Annotated in this window: 11 protein-coding genes; 1 reads left to right on the forward strand and 10 read right to left on the reverse strand. The window is 49.3% G+C overall.

The features are described from left to right. Positions 1-5: 5 nt before the first annotated feature. From rplN to rnr, 6 genes are all read right to left on the reverse strand, one after another. Complete coding sequence (rplN, locus tag ACXAGR_RS06670) at positions 6-374, reverse strand: 50S ribosomal protein L14 (RefSeq protein ID WP_070125772.1); 369 nt, start codon at positions 372-374, stop codon at positions 6-8. A 220-nt stretch (positions 375-594) separates the two neighbouring features. Next, positions 595-2652, reverse strand: coding sequence for a GAF domain-containing hybrid sensor histidine kinase/response regulator (locus tag ACXAGR_RS06675; RefSeq protein ID WP_474848888.1), 2058 nt, complete (start codon positions 2650-2652; stop codon positions 595-597). Between the two features lie 129 nt (positions 2653-2781). Continuing rightward, positions 2782-4158: a DUF4397 domain-containing protein gene (locus tag ACXAGR_RS06680; protein ID WP_474848890.1), complete on the reverse strand. Its 1377-nt coding sequence runs from the start codon at positions 4156-4158 to the stop codon at positions 2782-2784. 231 nt (positions 4159-4389) lie between these two features. Continuing rightward, positions 4390-6507 (reverse strand): TonB-dependent receptor, encoded by a 2118-nt coding sequence (locus ACXAGR_RS06685; protein ID WP_474848892.1) that lies wholly within the window; start codon positions 6505-6507, stop codon positions 4390-4392. A 177-nt stretch (positions 6508-6684) separates the two neighbouring features. Next, positions 6685-7425: a 23S rRNA (guanosine(2251)-2'-O)-methyltransferase RlmB gene (gene rlmB / locus ACXAGR_RS06690; protein WP_119499863.1), complete on the reverse strand. Its 741-nt coding sequence runs from the start codon at positions 7423-7425 to the stop codon at positions 6685-6687. After that, the gene (gene rnr, locus ACXAGR_RS06695; protein WP_474848894.1) at positions 7426-9825 is read right to left on the reverse strand and encodes a ribonuclease R; all 2400 of its coding nucleotides are present in this window, start codon (positions 9823-9825) and stop codon (positions 7426-7428) included. It abuts the gene before it with no gap. Positions 9826-9972: 147 nt separating this feature from the next. Here rnr and ACXAGR_RS06700 point away from each other — a divergent pair, with 147 nt between their 5' ends. Continuing rightward, positions 9973-11667, forward strand: coding sequence for an alkaline phosphatase D family protein (locus ACXAGR_RS06700; protein ID WP_474848896.1), 1695 nt, complete (start codon positions 9973-9975; stop codon positions 11665-11667). Between the two features lie 32 nt (positions 11668-11699). Here the strand turns inward: ACXAGR_RS06700 and ubiG are convergent, their stop codons facing one another. The 4 genes from ubiG to ACXAGR_RS06720 all read right to left on the reverse strand — a co-directional run bounded on the left by ubiG (position 11700) and on the right by ACXAGR_RS06720 (position 16214). Further along, positions 11700-12464, reverse strand: a complete 765-nt coding sequence (gene ubiG / locus ACXAGR_RS06705; protein WP_474848898.1) for a bifunctional 2-polyprenyl-6-hydroxyphenol methylase/3-demethylubiquinol 3-O-methyltransferase UbiG — start codon at positions 12462-12464, stop codon at positions 11700-11702. Positions 12465-12615: 151 nt separating this feature from the next. Further along, positions 12616-14043: an aldehyde dehydrogenase family protein gene (locus tag ACXAGR_RS06710; protein ID WP_474848900.1), complete on the reverse strand. Its 1428-nt coding sequence runs from the start codon at positions 14041-14043 to the stop codon at positions 12616-12618. Positions 14044-14054: 11 nt separating this feature from the next. Continuing rightward, complete coding sequence (locus ACXAGR_RS06715) at positions 14055-15695, reverse strand: acetolactate synthase large subunit (protein WP_474848902.1); 1641 nt, start codon at positions 15693-15695, stop codon at positions 14055-14057. Positions 15696-15797: 102 nt separating this feature from the next. Beyond that, on the reverse strand, positions 15798-16214 hold the full coding sequence (locus tag ACXAGR_RS06720; protein WP_474843535.1) for a DUF4112 domain-containing protein: 417 nt from the start codon (positions 16212-16214) through the stop codon (positions 15798-15800). Positions 16215-16259 lie beyond the last annotated feature (45 nt).

Below are 16259 nucleotides of genomic sequence, written 5' to 3' on the forward strand. Positions count from 1 at the left end.
ACTCCTTATAGTACCTCTGGGGCCAGTGAGATGATTTTCATGAAGTTGTCACTTCTCAGCTCACGTGTAACCGGTCCAAAGATACGCGTACCAATAGGTTGCTTATTGTTGTTTAACAATACAGCCGCGTTTGCGTCAAAACGGATGGTAGAACCATCTGCACGACGAACGCCTTTTCTAGTACGCACCACCACTGCGTTCAGTACGTCACCTTTTTTTACTTTACCGCGAGGAATTGCTTCCTTAACAGTAACTTTGATGATGTCACCGATACCTGCATAACGGCGATGCGAGCCACCAAGAACCTTAATACACTGAACCCTGCGAGCGCCGCTGTTGTCGGCTACATCCAGGTTAGTTTGCATTTGGATCATGTTAGTGCTCCGCTCGATAATTAAGACTCTCTCGAGTCGTTTGCGCTGATAAAAGCAGCAGATATTGCCGCTTTTATGTACATACCCCCATAAAAAGGGCGCGAAACTATAACAGAAAAGATTGGGAAGTGATAGTGCGTTTTTGAATTAATTTTAGACGATTTGCTTACGGTGGTACCGGGCCTGTGCACCTTAATGGCCGAGGCTGTGAATAGGTATGCTAGGCGAGTAAATATCGATGCAAACAGCGGGTAAACAGTTCTTTATCGACTGGTTTAGTTAAATAGTCATTCATACCGGCAAGTAAGCATTTTTCCCGTTCACCCACCAGCACATTTGCAGTCAGTGCAATGATAGGGACAATCTCCGCCTGTCCGCCAAGCTGACGAATTTTTTTCGATGCTTCGTATCCGTCCATGACCGGCATCTGGCAATCCATTAATATCAAATCGTAGGGGTAGTTACCGGCGATGCTTCTGATCACCATCTCAATGGCTTCAGCGCCATGGCCGGCAATATCACTCACGATACTGAATTCTTTGAGCTGCTCTTTTACGACTATCTGATTGATTTCGTTATCTTCAACTACCAGTACCCGCTTACCTGCCAGGTCCGCCGGTCTCAGTATGTCACCGGCGTTTTCAGTTTCATTTTCATGGTCTGACGCTTCATTCAGCTTCAGCGCAACGATAAACGTTGCCCCTTCTCCGGGTTTACTGTTAACACGAATACCGCCATGCATGTGCGCGGCTATCTGAGATACAATAGACAAGCCCAGTCCAGTGCCACCAAAGCGTCTTGTCGTATTGCTGTCACCCTGTCTGAACGGAGAGAATATGGTCGCCTGATGTTCCGGTTCGATACCTATGCCTTCATCACTGATCATAATCTGAACCAGATATTGCTGGCGGGCCTGCTTAATCGCTTTCAGTTTGATATTTATTTCACCACGGTCAGTAAATTTAATCGCATTACTGATGAGGTTTGTAAAAATTTGCCGTATGCGTGTTGGATCGGTGAGAAAGACCAGATCGTCAGTACCACGGGTATCGAGGGTCAGTGAAAGTTGCTTTTTCTGAGCCGGCATAGAGAACAGCCGGTATTGTTCTTCAGCAATGCGGCTTAAGTTCACCGGAATGCTTTCAAGCTCAAGACCTCCGGCATCTATCTTTGAGAAATCCAGCACATCGTTAACGATTTGCAGCAAACTGGACGCGCTCTGCCCCGCAAGTTTACAAAATTCGTTTTGCTGCTCCGTCAACGATGTTTTCTTCAGGGCCTCCAGCATACCGACAATACCATTGATGGGCGTTCTGATTTCATGGCTCATGTTCGCCAGAAAAAGACTCCGTGACTCCAGTGCCTGCTCTGCCACATGACGGCGGCTCTCCAGTTCCCTGGCCACTTGTATTCTGTGGGTCACATCCTGCGTAGCACCGAAAAACCGGATATTGTCAGGATCACTGGTGTCCACGGCCCCCTGAGTCTGTACCCAGAATTGCCGGCCGCCCAGTGAAACAGTTTCGAACTCATGAGACCAGGGCGCTTCATCTTCAACGGACTTTTCCATGAGTCCCCGCAAGATTTCCACGTCTTTATCGTGTTTTACCACCCGTTGCATGGTGTCGAAGGTGATGTGATCCCCTTCGGGAATTTCAAACAGTTTTACCAGAGAATCAGACAGAGAGATTTCACCGGTATTGCGGTTCATTTCCCAGGTTCCCACTCTCGCCAGCTCTGACATCTGTAAATGCAGTAAATGCTGATGTTGTAATGCTTTTTGTTGTTCAACGATGGCCTGAAGCTGATGTTCACGAGCAATCTCAGTACCCACCCACTCCGCCAGAAGCACAATGTAATCAAGCTCGTCATTGTCAAACTGGCGTTCTTTGGCATCAACCCGGGAGAAATTCACTGTGCCGTAGCGTTCGCCGTTGACGAAATAAGGAATACCGATATAGCTTTTAAGTGCAAAAGCCTGATAAGCAGGATGAAACACGCCGGGGGATTTTTCAGCATCGTGATAAGCGACAATACCGTCAGCTGCCAGGGTGTCACGGCAGTAAGTATTTTTCAGCTCAAAACTGTCGCCCTTCTGAAGCGCATCTTCTGGAGAAAGGGCAGAAACGACCGTATAGACGCCATCTTTGATATGACTAACAATGCCAAGCTCCATGTCGAAGGCATCAAGACCAAGCTGTAACAGCCGCTTTAATTTGTCTTCAGTCGAGCTTTTACCGTCTGCAGAAATAGCATGTAGCGCTTTTATCAGTTTCATATTGCCCCGTTTGAACGCTTAGGACTCTCCTTAAAGATTAACACACAAAATAAAACGGGGTGGAAACATTCCCTGTTTCCACCCCGCTGTTCACCGGAAAGGGGCGCCGGTGCTTTCGTTAATCACGTATCAGTACAATACGTTGATTTCATACCCTGTTGCTGTATCTGCAGGCTCTACAGTAACGATGTAGTTTTCTTCTTCTGTGAAACCATACAGTGCAGTACGGTCAAGCAGTACCTGTTCATCGTTTTCGTCTTCATATACTGCGATGATTTCGTAGTAGTCAGAAGGCAGAACCAGCGTGCTGCTTTCAGCAAGCTCAAGATTCATGGTGTAGTAATCGGCAGTGTCGATAGTTTCATCGCTGCGCACCAGATAGAAATCGATATTATCGAAATCGCTTACCAGATTGATGAAGTTAACGGTTTTGTCGTAAGACTGGGGCAGACCACTTTCAACAAACGTCGCTGCAGCCAGTTTGCCGTCAGCTTCGTAAATCATAATCGCCTTACTTTCGCCCTGATTAAGGGTGATCAGCTTGTTAGTCAGCGCTGTTGCACTGCCGTCTTCAGTTTGCACAGTGACACGGTAGTCACCGTATTTGATTTCAGTAAAATCAGACAGTTCACCGGCAGACAATGTGAATTCTGTGTCTTCTTCACCGTCATTGCCACCGAAGGTAACCGTCAGCGGTGATGTGGATTCTGTGCTGTTGTAGATACGGTATTGTGCATCAGCATCTACGTCTGTCACATTTGTCACATATGAAGAATTCAAAATAGTATCAATAGACATACCTGCCTGAATAGCACCACTGACGTCACGAATAGCTAGCACATACTCAGTATCGTAAGTGAAATCCAGTGTTTGTGATTCGAAAACCACGTCGGTAGAGCCCGGTTCTGTGAGGTAAATCGTGTATTCATCTGAATCAAAATCTTCACTGTCGTCATCCGGATCCCAGAAAGTCATTTCAGACAATTCCTGATAAGACACAGTACCCAGATAGTTTGCCGCTTCAAACGGGTCGCCGTCTTCTGCCAGGTAAAAATCGTACTGAGATTCATCCACCAACATGCTGGTAACGAACAGACGGAAGTGGTCATCTAAAGACTCACGCTCAAATTTGTATTCGATGAATTCAGGCTGACTGAAATCACCGCTCAGAACGATCAACGTTTTGTAACCGGTGCTGAGGTTGACCGTCATCTCTTCAAGCAGGATTTCCTGATCGTCAGAATCGGTGCGGATGAATTCCAATTCCAGGTCACCGGAATCAGCTGAAATCAGTGAGGTTGTGTCACCGAATTGTGCAGAACCTAAATCGTCGCCGTCAACTTCACGCATTGTGACAGTTGCCCCGTTAGGTGAAGCATTGTAAAACTGAATGTATGCGTACGAGTAGTCTGAACTGCTGTCTGACCCGCCGCAGGCGGTCAGGCCAACAGCAACGCCAACGGCAGCAAACAACTTAATAAGCGACTTAAGTGTGCGGGATACCATAAAAACGTAAATCCTTAACTGAAAGTAGTGATTGATGTCCGGATTAACCGGAACGTCGTTATTTTACCCCGTTAAGTCTCTCTGAAACCCGCGTCAGTTCGACGATTTACGCAATCTTTGCACTGTTTACATTGAACTGAAAAATCGAACAATTTGATCCATTTATGCAACAAAAAGGCCGGTAAACACCGGCCGTTTCACTGTATGCTGAAAATAAGCTTATTAATCAGCTCAGAAGCGGTAAGCCGCTGCAACTCTTGCGTGCAGCGGTGCGCCTGTACTGATGTTGTTGTCATTGTGTGCTGAGGGGAAATACTGCGTATCAAGCACGTTATTGACGTTGAGCTGCAATGACAATGCATCGCTGTGAATATAGAACACAGCAGCATCAAAGCGTGTAAAGGAAGGTAAAGTCACATTGTTACTCAAAGACGCATACTGCTCTGACTGATGAACAATACCCAGTCCCCATTGCCACTTCTCGTCAATCAGGAATTTGTTCCATACACTGAACATATGCTCCGGCAGTTGTGCCAGTCGCTGACCTTCACCGGAACCGGCGCCGGAAACACTGGTCTGGTTGCCATCGAGGTAGCTGTAACCGCCGGTCACAGACCATGAATCTGTGATATATCCCGACAACTGCAACTCGAAGCCCTGTGTTTCTGTGCCGGTCAGTTGTGACACCTCAGGATTGTCCGGATCCACTGTGGCACCGTTTTCTCTTTCCACTTTGAATGCGGCCGCAGAAAGGTTCAGTGAATCAGTCAGGTTCCATTTAAAGCCCACTTCCGTATTCCTGAACTCTTCAGCATCCAGAGCCGCAGAACTCAATGACAAGGTAAGGAACTGATCGCCGGAGCGTGGCAGGAACGACACACTGTAACTGGCGTACAGTGAAATATCTTCCGCCGGTTTAAAAATCACACCAAAGCGGGGAGAGATTTCACTGTCATCACTGGACAGCAAACCGTTGTTGCCATCTTCTGCGCCATCGTTAATTTCAATCTGCTCGGTGACATCAATATTAAAGCTGTCGTATCGCAAACCGGCAACCAGTACCCAGTTTTCACCCAGTCCGATTTCATCCTGCACAAATGCAGAAACCACACTGACATCAGACGCACGGTCTCGTACCGGAGCCGTTAATGTGTGTGCCGGAACAACAAGGGGATCGCTGAACATAAATGACAGTTTGTCACTGCCATTTTCAAGGAACTGGTTGTCCATGCGCGCATTCTCTGTGCTCTGATCAGCATATTCAGCACCGGCCAGTACAGTGTGAGAAACTGCCCCGGTATCGAACTGACCAATAGCGTTAAGCTGCCACAGGAAGTTTTCCCGCTGTGTGGTATCGCGGTAGCCGTCGAGAGTGACAAACTGCGATTCATCATCGAAGGCAGTGGGATACAAGTTCTGATAAGCCTTATCGTAGTCAGCAAACTGCACAGTAGTATTCACTGACCACTCAGCTGATAATTTATGATCCAGCTTTACGCGGGCAATGTGAGCTTCCAGCGTGGTGTTGTTGAAATCTTTATCACCGAAGAATGTATCGTAAACGCCGTTTAACGGCTTTCCGTTCAACGACGGGATCCCTCTGTCCACCAGCCTGTCATCATTCACATACTCATAAGATGCATTCAGAGAAGTGACGTCGCTCAGCGCAAGATACCAGGTCGGATTAAAAGCATAACGGTTGCCCTCTTTGAAATCGCGGTGACTATCAACACTGTCTGCCGCTGCATTCAGACGGAATGCCTGGTCTTTATCGATAACGACATTGGTATCAAGGGTAATACCGCCGGCACTGAACGTATCGATATTCCCGCTCAGAACTGTGAAGTCTGATGATACATCAGCGGTTTTGGTTACGCGGTTAACCACACCACCACCACCACCGCGGCCAAATAACAGTGCATTGGAACCGCGCATGATTTCAATACGCTCTACGTTATAGAGCGGACGGAAATACTGCACATCATCCCGTAAACCATCAACAAAGAAGTCAGCAGTGGTGTTCTGACCGCGAATAGTGATCTGGTCCCGGTGATCTTCACCCAACCCGATACTGACACCCGGGGTATATTGCATAGCATCAGCAACGCTGAACAGACCCTGCTCTTCAATTTGTGCTTCACCGATAATAGATGCTGACTGCGGCACATTCAGCAATAACGTGGGTGTTTTCACCGCGTCTGCGACCTGCTGGCCGAAGAAGGCACCGCGGATAGTGATACGTTCTACACTTTCTTCCTGCGCCTCAACCTTAGCCTGTTCCTGAGCAACGACGTTACCTGACACACAAAGGGCGGAGAGAATACTGAGTGACAAAATAGACTTTTTCACAATGATTATTACCTGTTGGTTGGTCCTGACGCGGTAATAATAATGATTCTCAGTATTTTTTTAAGAACTATTTAATTAAATATTTAAAATAAGTGAATATTAGACTTGAGTAAATACCCGAAAGAGTGCGGGCTGCGGGTGTAAAAAAGGCCACAAAATGTGGCCTTGATTTGAAAATCAGCTCTGGCGTTGCCTGACTATTTCGTACAAACACACCCCCGTCGCCACCGACACATTGAGTGACGACACAGCGCCGGCCATGGGTAATTTGACTAACTGGTCGCAATGTTCACGGGTGAGCCTGCGCATGCCTTTGCCTTCAGCGCCCATTACCAGCGCTGTAGGCCCTTTCAGGTCGACATCATAAATCAGCTGTTCTGCTTCTCCGGCAGTACCGGCAATCCACACGCCTTTTTCCTGCAAATGCTTGAGCGTACGGGCAAGGTTGGTAACCTGAATAAGTGGAACAGACTCTGCGGCACCACAGGCAACTTTTCTGGCTGTTGCAGTAAGGCCACCGGATTTATCCTTGGGTACGATTAACGCATGCACACCGGCAGCGTCGGCGGTACGTAAACAGGCGCCAATGTTATGAGGGTCGGTAACACCATCAAGCACCAGCAGAAAAGGTTCTGCGTGACGGCTCAGGATAGCATCAAGATCGGCTTCATCCAGCGCCCGTGCAGGCTTGGCACGTGCAACCACGCCCTGATGCTGTTCGCCCTGCACTTTATCATCGAGTACCTTGCGCTGACAAAACTGCACGCTGATCCCAAACCGTCTGGCCTGATTAATAATATTCTTGAGACGGTCGTCATCACGGCCTTTGAGTACCAGTACTTCCAGTACCCGCTCCGGCTCGTTTTCCAATACCGACTGCATGGCATGCAGACCATATAACCATTCTTGTTGCGCCATTTACTTTTTCTTACCTTTACCTGATTTACTACGGGATTTCTTCGGCGCACGGGTTGCCGGCTTCTTACTATCAGAACGGCGTTCGGTTTTACCTTTCTCCCGCGATTTACGCCCTTTTCCGGTGGCAGACGATTTACCGCCATCTCTGCGGTCAGTCGTGTTTCTGCGATCGCCGGCAGATTTTGATGCTGCCGTTCTTACCTGTACTTTTTTGCCACCGCGGCCGCGCAGCATAGTGCCGTCGAGAATTAAATCAATCTTTCTTTCATCCAGGTTCACCGCTGCCACTTTCACCGATAAGGTATCGCCTAAGCGGAACTGCCGTGCGCCGGACTCACCTTGCAAAGTTTGTTTAACATCATCATAGCGGTAGTAATCATCGTCCAGAGACGTAATGTGAACCAGGCCATCAATATGGTAGTCCGTAATACGCACAAACAAACCGAAGTTAGTCACTGAACTGATAACACCTTCAAAGGTAGAACCCACGTGATCCTGCATAAACTCACACTTGAGCCAGTCGGCCACATCACGGGTAGCATCATCGGCACGACGTTCGGTCATGGAGCACTGTTCACCGAGTTGTTCCACTTCCTCAACGGTATACGCTTTAGGGCCGGTAACCTTTTGCTTCTGCTTTTTAAGAATCGCTTTAATGGCGCGGTGCACCACTAAGTCCGGATAACGGCGGATTGGCGAGGTAAAGTGCGCATACTCGTCCAGCGCAAGACCAAAGTGTCCTACGTTATCGCAATCGTAAACCGCCTGCTTCATAGAGCGAAGCAGCATGGTTTGAATAAGCTCCTGGTCCGGACGGGCTCTGATCTTATCTACCACATCGGTGAAATCTGCAGGGCTTGCCCCTTCAGTGATACGATGGGGAATGCCTACTTCTCCTAAATAGGAGGTAAATGCCGTCAAACGGTCTGCATCAGGTTTGTCATGCACCCGGTATAATGCAGGCTGGTTATGCTTCTCCAGTATTTTTGCCGCACTGACGTTCGCCATGATCATGCACTCTTCAATCATTTTGTGCGCGTCGTTACGGACTACCGGTACGATATTTTCTATCTTGCGCTGAGCATTGAAAACGAATTTACTTTCCTGCGTTTCAAACTCAATGGCACCACGCTGGGCACGGGCACGCTTCAATGCCCGATACAAATCATGCAAGTTACGCAGATGAGGCACCTGAGCCTCGTATCGCTGATGAAGTTCCTTATCACCTTCCAGAATCTGCCACACTTTGGTGTATGTCAGACGGGCGTGAGAGTTCATCACCGCTTCATAAAACTGATACTTATCCAGCTTTCCCTGCTCAGTAATCGTCATTTCACAGACCATACACAGGCGGTCTACTTCCGGATTCAGTGAACATAACCCGTTCGACAGCACTTCCGGCAGCATGGGAATCACCTGATCAGGGAAATACACGGAATTACCACGATTCTGTGCTTCTTTATCGAGGGCCGTACCCAGCTTCACATAGGTACTCACATCGGCAATAGCCACCCACAGTTGCCAGCCCCCTTCATCCAGCGGCTCACAGAACACAGCATCATCGAAGTCACGGGCATCTTCACCGTCTATCGTTACCAGTGGTAACTGACGCAGATCGATGCGTCCTTCTTTAGATTCTTCCGGTACGTCTTCAGTGAACCGTTTAACGTAGCGCTCAACGGCGTCAGGCCAGACATGAGGGATATCGAAAGTGCGCAGGGCCATTTCGATTTCCATGCCGGGCGCCATGTGGTCACCGAGGATTTCGATAATTTTTCCGACAGGACTGATGCGGCGGCGGGGACGCTGAGTGATCTCAACAACCACCACCTGCCCCATACGGGCACCTTTCGTTGCTTCCGGCGGGATCACAATTTCATGCTGAAGACGGCTGTCATCAGGCATCACAACGGCAATGCCCTTTTCTACGAAGAACCGGCCGACAATGGGCTCACTGCGGGGCTCAATAACCTGATTGATGAAAGCTTCCCGGCGTCCACGGCGGTCAGTACCGCTTTCACGGGCTTCAACGAAATCGTCGTGCATGAACAGATTCATCTGTCCGGTACTGATAAATAAATCGCCGCTGTTGTCTTCAGGGCGAAGGAAGCCGTAACCGTCACGGTGACCGATAATACGGCCACGGATCAGTTCATCACGGTTTTGCAGCGCATATTTCTTCTGCTTGGTAAACTGCACCTGGCCCTGACGTTCCATGGCGCGCAGACGGCGCTGAATGCCAATCCGGCTGTCTTCTTCGAACGCGTCCACCAGCGAGCAGATTTCTAAAAAAGACAAGGGCTTGCCCTGCTCTTTCATGACAGACATTAAATACTCACGGCTGGCTACCGGATTATCGTATTTCTCTTTTTCTCGCTGAAAATGGGGATCGTCGCTCATGTACTCACTTATTGATTTTGCTTTGGCGCCATTATAACAGTTATTTGCCAAAAGCATTGCACTGTTCAACAGTTATCCAACTCCACCTGCCACGAATTCGTCATATATGCTGACTAGTATGAGCTTTTACCCGGCTCAGGATGACACATGGACCGCCGTTTATTTCTTAAATTATCCGCCGCACTAAGCGGCAGTATGGTTATTTCTACCGGTTTAACCGGGTGCAGTGCAACTGCAGGCTTACCGGAGAATCCGGTTTCTTTTTCTCATGGTGTTGCCAGTGGTGACCCGTCTGCGGACAGTATTATCTTATGGACCAGAGCGGTTCCTGCCGGCGACTCCCCTTCGGCAACGGTTTTCTGGGAAATCGCAGCAGACGGTAACTTCTCAGATATCATCCGTTCGGGACATGCCAAAGCCATCGCTGCCCGTGACTACACAATAAAAGTTGATGTACGGGAGTTATCACCGTCCACCCGCTATTTTTACCGGTTTTCAACTGCCACAGAAACATCACCTGTGGGGAAAACACTTACTTTACCGGCGGGACAGGTCGACAACGTCAAACTCGGATTGTTCTCCTGCTCAAACTACCCTGCCGGTTTTTTCACCCCCTATCTGGCAGCGTCTGCAGATGAGAGTATCGACTTTGTATTGCATCTCGGTGACTATATTTACGAATATGCCGGGGACGGCTACGCCACAGAGCGTGCAGCTGAATTAGGTCGCACCTTTGCCACTGATAACGATGAAGAAATTATCACCCTTGCGGACTACCGGAACCGGTACGCGATTTACCGCACTGATAAAGGCTTAAAAGCCCTGCATCAGAATAAGCCCTGGATTGTAGTGTGGGACGACCACGAAGTGGCAAACGATACATACACCACAGGTGCCGAAAACCACCAGCCGGATGAAGGCGACTTCTTTAAACGCCGCGCCGCTGCGGTACAGGCCTACTATGAGTGGCTGCCCATCCGGCCACCGGTGAGCGACACCGATCCGACAATCTACCGTACATTCGAATTTGGTGACTTGCTGTCACTGTACATGCTGGACACCCGTATTATCGGACGGGATAAGCAACTTAGTTACGCCGCTTTTACTGACGAAGAGACCGGCCAGTTTGATGACATCGGCTTCACTGCCGCGCTGATGGCAGAAGACCGCACTATACTGGGCTTGCAACAACGGGACTGGTTACTTGAATCCCTGGAAAAGAGTAAAGCGACCTGGCAGGTGCTGGGGCAACAGGTATTAATGGGAAAAATGTTCTTCCCGGCAGAAATATTCTCAAGCACACCACGGGAAGAAATCCCTTCAAAAATCCATGCTCTTGCTGATATCCGCCGCAAACAAATGGCCGGACAACCGGTGAGCGATGAGGAAACCGCGCGGCTAAACACCACGATGGCATACAACCTCGATGCATGGGACGGCTATCCGGCAGAGCGGGAAACACTTTATAAGCAGTTCAGGGAAAAAGGGAAAGCGGCAATCGTCTTTGCCGGCGATACGCACAACGGCTGGTGCAACAAGCTGACTACCGGCGACAATCAGGCCGTGGGTATAGAGTTCGGCACATCCAGTGTTTCGTCTCCCGGTATGGAGAGTTATCTGACGATGGATAACAATGAGGCACACCGCCTGGCACAGGCTCTGCCGCTGCTGGTGAAGGATCTGGAATACTGCAATCTGAACCTGAGAGGATACATGACAGTAACCTTTACACCACAGGTGGTAGAGGCTAACTGGTTATACGTAAGCACTATTTCATCGGAAGATGTGCACATAGCCAGTGTCCATACCGCCAGGTTCACCCAACCTGAGCTGCTAAGCTGACCAACCCACTACCGGACGGGAAGACCGCACTGTCAGGTCTGCTTTTTATAGCAGCAGAGATAGTTTACCGCCATGGAAGGCGTGGTTTTCCAGTGTCCGGTGAGCGGGTTAAGCTTAAACCCGCTTTGTGTGTGACGTACAAACTGACTGCCTGTCCAACTGTCAAGCTCCTCAGGTTTCACGAACTTTGACCAGCTGTGCGTACCCACCGGCAGATAGCGCATAACATATTCGGCCCCCACAATAGCAACAATAAAACTGCGAAAAGTACGGTTTAAGGTTGCCAGAATGAGTAACCCGCCCGGTTTAACCATGGAGGCGCATTCCTGAATCAGCGTTTGCTGATCAGGTACATGTTCTACCACCTCAGCATTGATGACCACATCATACTGTTGTCCTTTATCTGCCCATTCACCGGCCAGACAATGGTGGTAGCTTACCGGCAAGTTTTGCTTCAGTGCATGCCGTCTTGCAACTTCGACACTGGTCGCACTGGCATCAATGCCGGTCACGTCTGCGCCACGCTTAGCCAGAGGCTCGCAAATCAACCCGCCGCCACTGCCAACATCCAATACTGATAAGCCCTCAAACAATGCATCGGCCAATCCCTTTGGGCGAAAATGCTTATTGATTGCCTGTTCGATAAAATCTACCCGCGCGGCATTGAAAGACAGCGCGGTTTTATATTTACCGTCAGGATCCCACCATGCATCAGCCAGCGCATCAAAGCGGGCGATTTCCTGAGCGTTCACATTCGCTGTAGCAACCGGTGGGCTTAACTGACTTTTATCTAACATATTGAGGCCTGTTCACTGTTATCAGGGATAATAGAGACAACTTTTCTTTTATTAAATCAGCCTGGCGGATGATAGCAAATGAAAAAAATCTCACGTAGGGTTACAGCCGGTTGTGACACCGGCCCGGGTTTATTCCCCTACTGACGGTGGATCAGGGTGTTCTGATAACCATCAGCCTGGTTTCGGTCATATCTTCGATGGCATAGCGGATCCCTTCCCTGCCAAGGCCGGAATCCTTCACTCCGCCATAGGGCATATTATCAACCCGCCAGCTTGGCACATCGCCGATCACTACGCCGCCGACTTCCAGAACATCCCACGCTTTATGAGCTTTATACAGATCACGGGTAAAAATACCTGCCTGCAAACCATAGCGGCTGTTATTAACCTCTTTTAAGGCTTCGTCATAATCGTCGAAGGGCACTAATACCGAAAGCGGCCCGAATGCCTCTTCAGCACTGGCGTTGCAGTCTGCCGGTACGCCTTCCATAACGGTGGCATCGAGCATAGCGCCTTTTCGCGTGCCACCACACAGAACCGTTGCCCCTGCCTCTCTGGCTTCGTGGATCCAATCCTCCAGCCTTTCCGCCTCAGACTCTGAAATCATAGGGCCGATAAACGTGTTTTCATCTGCAGGATCGCCGGCCACTAACGCCGATACTTCGTGAACGAATTTTTCACGGAAGGTTTCATAAATGTTTTTGTGTACCAGTATACGCTGCACACTAATACAGCTCTGACCGGACTGGTAATAGGCGCCAACGATAATGCGTTTAATAGCATCATCAATATCAGCATCTTCATCCACGACGCAGGCAGCGTTACCGCCAAGTTCCAGTACGACAGGCTTTTTACCGGCTTTGGCTTTAAGTGCCCAGCCCACATCGGGGGAGCCGGTAAAACTCAACAGCTTTAACCGTTCATCAGTAGTAAACAAATCCGCACCGTCACGGTTACATGGCAGAATGGAAAATGCCCCTTCAGGTAAATCTGTTTCTGCCAGCACTTCACCGATAATCAACGCGCCGATGGGTGTTCTTGAAGCAGGTTTCAGAACAAACGTACAACCGGCAGCAATCGCCGGCGCAACTTTATGCGCGGCCAGATTTAACGGAAAGTTAAACGGTGAGATAAACGAACAGGGACCAATGGGCACCCGTTTTGTCATGCCCTGATAACCGGAAGCGCGGGCGGATATCTCAAGATTCAGTACCTGACCTTCTATACGCACACATTCTTCAGCCGCTATCTGAAAAGTATCAATCAGGCGGGTTACTTCTCCCTGCGCATCTTTTATCGGTTTTCCGGCTTCAATACACAGCGCCTTTGCCAACTCGTCCTTACGTTCCGTAAAGCGTTTTACGCAATGTTCCAGTACCGCTTTGCGTTCATAGGGCTTCATAGCCGCCATGGCTGGTTGCGTCTTTTCTGCCGCAGCAATGGCTTTGTCGATAACATCAGCACCGGCTTTGGCCACTCTGGTTGCCACTTCACCGGTATACTTGTTCGTTACGTCCAGATCGGTGTTAGCAAACACAGGCTTGCTTGCAAGATAGTAGGGATAGCTTTCATTCAACATGTAAGAACTCCTTAAAGCTTGTCACTTAATTCGCGGATTGTCTGATTCAGCGTTTCATCATTCATGCTGTAATCAACCGGGCAGTCCACCACATGAACGCCGGGCGTATTAATGCACCGGGTGATAACCTCGCTGAGTGAGGCGGTATCTTCGATGCGCCAGCCTTTGGCGCCATAGCTGTTGGCATACTGCACGAAGTCAGGATTCCCGTAGTCCAGCCCGAAGTTGTCGAAAGACATATGAGCCTGTTTCCATTTGATCATGCCGTAAGCGTCATCCCGGAGAATAATGACAGTCAGATCGAGATTGAGTCTGACGGCAGTTTCCAGTTCCTGACTGTTCATCATAAAGCCACCGTCACCGCATACACTGATTACGGGCTTGTCAGGATTAACGAGTTTTGCAGCAATAGCAGAAGGCAGACCGGCCCCCATAGAGGCAAGGGCATTATCAAGCAGTAAAGTATTGGGGTGGTAGGCCGGATAGTTTCTGGCAAACCAGATTTTGTACACGCCGTTATCCAGCGTCACAACACCTTCATCCGGCATCACTTTGCGGATATCGCGGACAAAACGTTCCGGCAGAACCGGAAACCGGTCATCATCTTCCGCTTCCCGCCTGTGATTGACATAGGCATCGTGCACATCTTTATAAAAATCCAGCTTCCAGCCGGACTGAGGCGATACCTTTTCCTTTATTTGCCAGATACTGTTAGCGATGTCGCCGACAACTTCTGCCTGAGGGAAGTACACAGGGTCAACAGCGGCCGGCTCAAAATTAGTATGAATAACTTTCTTTCCGTCGTCGTGCATAAAAAACGGCGGCTTCTCAACCACATCATGGCCTACATTGATAATGAGATCAGCACGGCTGATGGCACGGTGGACAAAGTCACCGTCGGATAACGCAGTGTTTCCGGCAAACAGAGGATCACTTTCATTAAGCACCCCTTTTCCCATTTGGGTGGTGACAAACGGGATCCCTGTTTTATCTACAAACTCTCTGAGCATTTTTGCTGTGAGTTTACGGTTTGCGCCGGCACCGATAAGTAACAATGGAGACGCAGCCCTTTCAATCATCTCAACAGCTTCGCGGATGGCTTTATACTCTGCTATCGGTCTGCGGGTATAACTGGGCTTCAACAGGGACGCTGAAGTGCTTTCATCAGCAATGTCCTCCGGCAATTCAATGTGCACTGCGCCGGGGCGTTCTTCTGATGCAAGACGAAAAGCTTCACGCACCACAGACGGGATACGGTCACCGCTGACAATCTGGGTTGTGTATTTAGTGATAGGACGCATCATATCTACCACATCAATGACCTGAAAACGCCCCTGTTTGCTGGTTTTTACCGGCTTCTGGCCAGTGATCATTAACACCGGCATAGCGCCGAGTTGCGCATAGGCGGCGGGCGTCACTAAATTCGTTGCGCCGGGGCCGAGGGTAGATAAACACACGCCAACTTTACCGGTGAGCCGGCCGTAGGTGGCGGCCATGAATCCCCCTCCCTGTTCGTGGCGGGTCAGCACAAGTTTAATGTCAGATGTGCGGAGAGATTCCAGTAAATCGAGGTTTTCCTCACCCGGAATACCGAAGATGTATTCCACACCTTCAGCTTCAAGCGCTTTAACAAAGAGGTCTGAGGCTTTCATTCCGTTCTGTCGCTCCTTACGTTTACTAGCTGGTAAGGTGTGCTACGGCGGGAAAGCTAAAAGCGATTAGGTTTGTTTACAGTTCCGGGCCGGAACGCCGGGTCAGTCGGTGAGTTGCTCCTGCCAGGCTGACAATTTTTCCTGCGTGGCGCGGTCGACCGCAGCCTTATTATTACTTATCCACCACTTCTCCATAATCTGCACATTTTTACTGTTAGATTTATAAAAGAAGTCGGCAATATCGCCAACAAACGGGATGAAGCCGAGAGCGAAGTCCATAATAGAATTACGTACCATAGTTTTAAGCAAGCCGGATGGCATGCCCATCTTTTTTCCAAGAGAGATAATACGAAAACCGGCAATGAGCATGGCTGCGTCACCGGCGCCCGGGATGAGACCGATAATAGAATCAAGCCCGATACGGAAGGGAATAACAGGCAACTTTATCGCCGTATCCAGCATGTTTGCCCATTTTTGTGCCTTGAGCAGCTCTTCCGGAGCTTTTACATTACTGTCCATGGTCATTCTCCTGTTCAACGATAAATAGCCGGGCTGATCCGGCTT

It is taken from the genome of Alteromonas sp. ABH4_457 (genome assembly GCF_056160625.1).

Bases quoted from the DNA above. Each gene is read 5' to 3' on its own strand.
- rplN (WP_070125772.1), bottom strand. From the start codon at position 374: ATGATCCAAATGCAAACTAACCTGGATGTAGCCGACAACAGCGGCGCT.
- ACXAGR_RS06675 (WP_474848888.1), bottom strand. From the start codon at position 2,652: ATGAAACTGATAAAAGCGCTACATGCTATTTCTGCAGACGGTAAAAGC.
- ACXAGR_RS06680 (WP_474848890.1), bottom strand. From the start codon at position 4,158: ATGGTATCCCGCACACTTAAGTCGCTTATTAAGTTGTTTGCTGCCGTT.
- rlmB (WP_119499863.1), bottom strand. From the start codon at position 7,425: ATGGCGCAACAAGAATGGTTATATGGTCTGCATGCCATGCAGTCGGTA.
- rnr (WP_474848894.1), bottom strand. From the start codon at position 9,825: ATGAGCGACGATCCCCATTTTCAGCGAGAAAAAGAGAAATACGATAAT.
- ACXAGR_RS06700 (WP_474848896.1), top strand. From the start codon at position 9,973: ATGGACCGCCGTTTATTTCTTAAATTATCCGCCGCACTAAGCGGCAGT.
- ubiG (WP_474848898.1), bottom strand. From the start codon at position 12,464: ATGTTAGATAAAAGTCAGTTAAGCCCACCGGTTGCTACAGCGAATGTG.
- ACXAGR_RS06710 (WP_474848900.1), bottom strand. From the start codon at position 14,043: ATGTTGAATGAAAGCTATCCCTACTATCTTGCAAGCAAGCCTGTGTTT.
- ACXAGR_RS06715 (WP_474848902.1), bottom strand. From the start codon at position 15,695: ATGAAAGCCTCAGACCTCTTTGTTAAAGCGCTTGAAGCTGAAGGTGTG.
- ACXAGR_RS06720 (WP_474843535.1), bottom strand. From the start codon at position 16,214: ATGGACAGTAATGTAAAAGCTCCGGAAGAGCTGCTCAAGGCACAAAAA.